A 5,269-nucleotide genomic window follows, 5' to 3' on the forward strand; every position below is an offset into this window, starting at 1 on the left:
CCGCGAGTCGATTCGACTCGCGGCGCTTCTGTCATAGGCCCATCGATCAGGCAGGACCGGACCGATCAGGCAGGCCCGGGGCGCTACGCGCCGACCGGATCGACGACCGAGATCGGCCGCGTCGGCGGCTCGTGCCGCACGGGCATCGCCGCGATCACCCGCTTCAGGCGCCATGCGGCGAAGACCGCGAGCACGCTGAGCGCGAGGTGCATGCCGAGGAACGCGTCGCCGAGGCCGGCGCCGAGCAGCACGCCCGCGACGAGCGGGCCGGCCGCGGTGAACGCCGTCTGCAGCGCCGACATCGCGCCGAGCGTGCTGCCGACCATGCCCTTGCGTGCGAGCGAGGCGATGAGCGGGTTCAGCACGGGGCTGTAGATCGTCTCGCCCACCGCGAAGATGCCGTACGTCATGACGAACATCGCCGACGCGACGCCCGGCGCGAGCTGCGCGCTCGCGAGCACGAGCCACGCGACGACCCAGATGCCGCCGACGGCCATGAGCAGGATGGGCGCGCTGACCTTCGCCGTGAGTCGCACGACCACGACCTGCAGCGCGACGATCACGATGCAGTTGACTGCCGCCGCCGTGCCGACCGCGACGGGGTCGACCTCGAGCACGGTGATGCCGAATGCGGGAATGCCCGACTCGAACTGCGCGTAGAACCCGAGCGCGAGCGCGATCATGATGACCGAGGTCCAGCGGAGCGCGGGGTTCGCGAACACGAGCCGGAAGGCGCCCGGTCGGCGTTCGCCGGCCAGGCCGGTGACCGCATCGGCCGTGAACTCGGCGCTGCGCCGGGCCCCGCGTCCGGCGAGCGCGATGATCGCCGACGACACGGCGAACCCGGCGGCGGCCATGAGGAACCCGATGTCGAGTCCGTCGTGCCGGCCGAGGTCGATGATCTGCCCGGCGAAGAACGCGCCGGCCGCCATGCCGAGGGCCTCGCCGGTGAACTTGTACGCGAAGACCTTGCGTCGGTCGTCGGTCGACGACCAGTCGAGCGCGAGCACCTGCTTCGCGGGGACCGCGGCGGCGAGCCCCAGTCCGAAGACGAGCATGCCGCCGAGGAAGACGGCGGGGCCGTCGGCGAAGATCAGCGAGGCTGCGCCGGCGGCGCCGAGCAGCTGTGCGACGACGGCGACGTGCACGGGGTTGTAGCGGTCGGCGAGCCTGCCCGCGATCGGCGCGGCGGCGAGCGCGCCGACGGAGAAGAGCGACGAAGCGGCGGCAGCGACGAGTGCGCCCCAGCCGCGGGTGTCGGCCGCGTACGCGTACTGGTACGGGAGCACGGCGCCCCAGCCGAGCATGCCGATGCTCGATGCGAGAATGAGCAGCTTCGCGCGCATGGGCACGCCACCTTTCCGGGAGTCGGGGTCTCGAACGAGACGGATGCCTCACCCGTACCTGACCGGAGGGGAGGCGATGATTCGAATACGAACTATTCGATATCGAAATATTAGCAACCGAACATCGCGTGCGAGAATTCCCGTATGGCCAAACGCACCCCGTCAGCGCAGGAACTGCACCGTCGCGCTGTCGCGACCTACGTCGCAGCGGGCGGCGAGGAGTCCGTGCAGCGGGTGATCACCGCCGTGCAGGGGCTCACGAAGAAGCTCGACCAGTGGTACGTCAGGCAGCTCGCCGACCTCGACGTGAGCTCGGGCGAATGGGCCGTCGTCACCTCGCTCGCGAAGGCCGGGGAGGCGCTCACCCCGAGTCAGCTCGCCGAGCTCACGAACGTGGCACCGTCGTCGATGACGCATCGCCTCGACAAGCTCGCCGAGCGCGGCCTCGTCGAGCGCGCGGCCGACCCCGACAACCGCACCCGCATCCTCGTGAGCCTCACCGAGGAGGGGTGGGGGCTGTTCAGTCAGGCGATCCGCGACTCCGACGTCGTCGAGTCCGACGTACTGCAAGACCTCGGCGACGCCGAACGCGCGGAGCTCGCGCGTCTCCTCGAGGTCGTCATCGCCCGGCTCGACGACATCGACGCCTGACCACGCCGACGCTCACCACGCCACGCCACGCCACGCTGGCGACGACGCGTCAGTCGTTCGCGCGGTCCCACAGGTGCGCGCGCAACTGCTCGACGACGAGTTCGTGATCGGCGAGCTCGGGCAACCCCGAGACGCCGACGGCGCCGATGACCCCGACCTCGCGGATCCTGATCGGCACCACCCCGCCGTGCGCCGCGAACTCCCGCGGGTCGAGGCGGGCGTGCACGTCGAAGTCCTCGCCTTTCGCGCGGAACTCCTCGCCGACGAGCAGCGAGGCCTGCCCGTACCGTTCGACGACGCGGTGCTTGCGATCGAGCCAGGCGTCGTTGTCGGCGGTCGCGCCCGGCAGGGCGGCATGGAACACGCGCTGCTGCCCGAACCAGATCGCGATCGCGACCGGATGCCCCGCCTCGGCGGCTGCTGCACGGAGACGCCCGCCGAGCACCCACGCGTCGTCGAGCGTGAACCGATCGAACTGCAGTTCGGATGCCTCGGCGACGAGCCGTTCGAGGAGCTCGCTCATGGGCGCAGCAGCACCTTCGTCGCGCGCCGCTCGTCCATCGCGGCGTAGGCCTCGGCGGCTTCGGCGAGCGGGAGCTCGAGGTCGAAGACGAGCCCCGGCTCGATCGCGCCCGACCGCACATCGGGCAGCAGCTCCTCGATGTAGCCGCGCACGGGCGCGACGCCGCCGTTCACGCCGACGTTGCGGTTGAAGAGGGGGCGCACGGGCAGCTCCGGTCCGCCGTTCGGCGCACCGACGTAGCCGACCATACCGCCGGGCCGGGTGGAACGGATCGCCTGATCCATCGACTCCTTCGTGCCGACGCACTCGAGCACCCGGTCGGCGCCGATGCCCCCGGTGAGCTCCTGCACCCGCGCGACGCCCTCGGCCCCGCGCTCCTCGACGACGTGCGTCGCACCGAACCGGCGAGCGAGCGCCTGTCGCTCGGGATGCCGCGACATCGCGATGATCGTCGTGGCACCGAGCCGCTTCGACGCGATGATCGCGCAGAGGCCGACCGCACCGTCCCCGACCACGGCGACCGAGTCTCCGGCCGAGACGCCGGCGGAGACCGCGGCGTGGTGGCCGGTGCCCATCACGTCGGCGAGGCTCAGCAGGCCCGGCACCTCGTCGTCGCCGACGGGTCCGGGCACGACGACGAGCGTGCCGTCGGCGAGCGGCACGCGAACCCGCTCGCCCTGGCCGCCGTCGGCGAATGCGCCGAGGCGGTCGTCGGAGCCCCACCATCCGCCGTTCAGGCACGAGGTCGAGACGCCGTTGCGGCAGTTCGCGCACGTGTTGTCGCACACGTAGAAGGGGGCGATCACGAAGTCGCCGACGGCGACCACCGTCACATCGTCGCCGATCGCCTCGACGACGCCGATGAACTCGTGCCCGATGCGATGCGGCTCATGCGTGGGGGTCACGCCCCGGTACGGCCAGAGGTCGGAGCCGCAGACGCACGCGGCGACGACCTTCACGATGGCGTCGGCGCCGGTGGAGAGCACCGGGTCGGGAACGGTTTCGACACGGATGTCGCGGGGCGCGTGGATGACAGTGGCGAGCATGCACCGAGCCTACGCTCGCCGCCCCCGACCGCGACGGTCGAACGCGGCCGCGCTCAGACGTGCGGCACGAACTCCTGCCACGCGAGCCGCTTCTCGCGCCGCGGATCGAGTTCGACGCGATCGACCCGATCGAAGACGAGCGTTCGCCTGGCCGTGTCGTCGTATCGCGGCCAGCCGCCGAGCGGCGCACCGGATGCCGCGAGCGCGACCCAGTGCGCCTGCATGCGCCGCCCGACCGCGCGGAACATGCGTCGCCCGCCGAGCATCGTGAGCCCCGCACCGGTCGGCGTGTCGAACTTCTCGAACAGGGCGAAGAGTTCGAGCCCGTGCGTCGCATCGAGACCGAGGAGCCGCGGCATCCTCGGGGCCGCATCGAATCGGTACATCCATGTCGGTGCGTACCGCGAATGCCGCTCCGCCACTTTCACCGTCGGGAACCAGAACGTGAAGTCGCCGGCGAAGTCGGCGGCCGGCCGTCGCTCCGGAAGCTCCGGATACTGCCGCTTGATGGCCTTGCGCGAGCGCTTGCGCGTGTTCGCGAAGATCGCGCGGATGCGCGGCTTCGTCGTCGGGAGGATGCCGATGCGGCCCTCGAACAGCGATCCCTCGCGATCGTTCGTGCCGATGATGAGCGGCACCCGATGCGCGAGCCCGTCGCGGAACGCGTCGAGCGGGCGGTGCGGCAGGAACTCGCCGTCGATCACGGGCGCGAGGCAGATCGTGCCGGGGTCCTCGTCGGGAGTGCGGATCGTGAGGGCCGTCGTCGCGTCGGCGAGCTGCTTGGCGTGGGCGGTGCACAACATCGTCGCGGCATCTTCGACCGACTCGCTCTCGAGGTCGTCGTCGTCGACCACGCGGCTGAGCAGCTGCACGTACTCGCGGGCCCAGCGCGCCGTCGTCTCGGGCAGGTACACGGCGTTCGCGGGCGAGCTCTGCGAGATCGCGCTGCTGAACAGCCCACCGGCGGCGGGCACCGTGAGCAGCGTCGTCACCGAGTTCGCGCCGGCGGACTCGCCGAAGAGCGTCACGCGGTCGGGGTCGCCCCCGAACGAGCGGATGTTGCGGCGCACCCATTCGAGCGCGGCGACCTGGTCTCGCAGGCCGAGGTTCGCCTCGATCGGGCGCTCGGGCCTCGAGTAGACGCGCAGGTCGAGCCAGCCGAGCGCCCCGAGGCGATAGTTCATGCTGACGTAGACGATGCCGTGTTCGCGCGCGAGCCGTTCGCCCTGTCGCGGGTACTCGCCCGAGGAGCCGACGCTGTAGGCGCCGCCGTGGATGAACACCATGACCGGTCGGCCCGAGGTCGAGTCGATGCCGTCGGGTGCGATCACGTTGACGCTCAGGCAGTCCTCGCTCCGCGCGAGGCCCGGCGCCGCGCCCATGAACTGGCCCTTCCGTCGCTGCGGCGCGACCGGGCCGAACTCGACCGCGTCGCGCACGCCGTCCCAGCCCGCCGCCGCGCGGGGCGCACGGAACCGGGACTCCCCTCCCGTCGACGCCGCGTACGGGATGCCCCGCCAGCAGCGCACACCGCGCCTGAGCACCCCTCGTACCGCGCCCGTCTCGGTCTCGACGACGAGCGCGCGATCGACCTGCACCCCTGCCCCCAGCAGCATGTCCGGGAGCCTACGCCTGTCGGGTGAACGCCGGCATCCGGTCGTCGAACCGCGAGTGAACGCCGCGGGGCCGGGCTGCGCTCGCGC

5 protein-coding genes are annotated in these 5,269 nt (G+C 71.6%); 1 reads left to right on the forward strand and 4 read right to left on the reverse strand.

Features of this window, described 5'->3' with window-relative positions; genetic code table 11:
• Positions 1-83 precede the first annotated feature (83 nt).
• Positions 84-1,346, reverse strand: a complete 1,263-nt coding sequence (locus ACFTQE_RS19840) for an MFS transporter (RefSeq protein ID WP_376926684.1) — start codon at positions 1,344-1,346, stop codon at positions 84-86.
• 144 nt (positions 1,347-1,490) lie between these two features.
• On the opposite strand from ACFTQE_RS19840, the gene ACFTQE_RS19845 reads away from it, so the two are divergent.
• On the forward strand, positions 1,491-1,997 hold the full coding sequence (locus tag ACFTQE_RS19845; protein ID WP_375836015.1) for a MarR family winged helix-turn-helix transcriptional regulator: 507 nt from the start codon (positions 1,491-1,493) through the stop codon (positions 1,995-1,997).
• A gap of 49 nt (positions 1,998-2,046) precedes the next feature.
• Here ACFTQE_RS19845 and ACFTQE_RS19850 read toward each other — a convergent pair whose 3' ends face one another.
• The 3 genes from ACFTQE_RS19850 to ACFTQE_RS19860 are packed head-to-tail and all read right to left on the reverse strand — an operon-like array spanning position 2,047 to position 5,182.
• Positions 2,047-2,520, reverse strand: coding sequence for a heme-degrading domain-containing protein (locus tag ACFTQE_RS19850; RefSeq protein ID WP_376926685.1), 474 nt, complete (start codon positions 2,518-2,520; stop codon positions 2,047-2,049).
• A complete protein-coding gene (locus ACFTQE_RS19855; protein WP_376926686.1) occupies positions 2,517-3,566 on the reverse strand; it encodes a zinc-dependent alcohol dehydrogenase family protein in 1,050 nt (349 codons plus the stop codon). The genes ACFTQE_RS19850 and ACFTQE_RS19855 overlap by 4 nt, the downstream gene beginning before the upstream one ends.
• Before the next feature lie 53 nt (positions 3,567-3,619).
• Entirely contained in the window at positions 3,620-5,182 is a 1,563-nt protein-coding gene (locus ACFTQE_RS19860) for a carboxylesterase/lipase family protein (RefSeq protein ID WP_376926687.1), read from the reverse strand.
• Between the last annotated feature and the right edge of the window lie 87 nt (positions 5,183-5,269).

The organism is Agromyces sp. NPDC056965 (genome assembly GCF_042673425.1).
Classification (GTDB): Bacteria; Actinomycetota; Actinomycetes; order Actinomycetales; family Microbacteriaceae; genus Agromyces.

What these genes read in the sequence shown, in the direction of transcription:
- ACFTQE_RS19855 (WP_376926686.1), bottom strand. Translation starts at nt 3,566, where the DNA reads ATGCTCGCCACTGTCATCCACGCGCCCCGCGACATCCGTGTCGAAACC.
- ACFTQE_RS19845 (WP_375836015.1), top strand. Translation starts at nt 1,491, where the DNA reads ATGGCCAAACGCACCCCGTCAGCGCAGGAACTGCACCGTCGCGCTGTC.
- ACFTQE_RS19850 (WP_376926685.1), bottom strand. Translation starts at nt 2,520, where the DNA reads ATGAGCGAGCTCCTCGAACGGCTCGTCGCCGAGGCATCCGAACTGCAG.
- ACFTQE_RS19860 (WP_376926687.1), bottom strand. Translation starts at nt 5,182, where the DNA reads ATGCTGCTGGGGGCAGGGGTGCAGGTCGATCGCGCGCTCGTCGTCGAG.
- ACFTQE_RS19840 (WP_376926684.1), bottom strand. Translation starts at nt 1,346, where the DNA reads ATGCGCGCGAAGCTGCTCATTCTCGCATCGAGCATCGGCATGCTCGGC.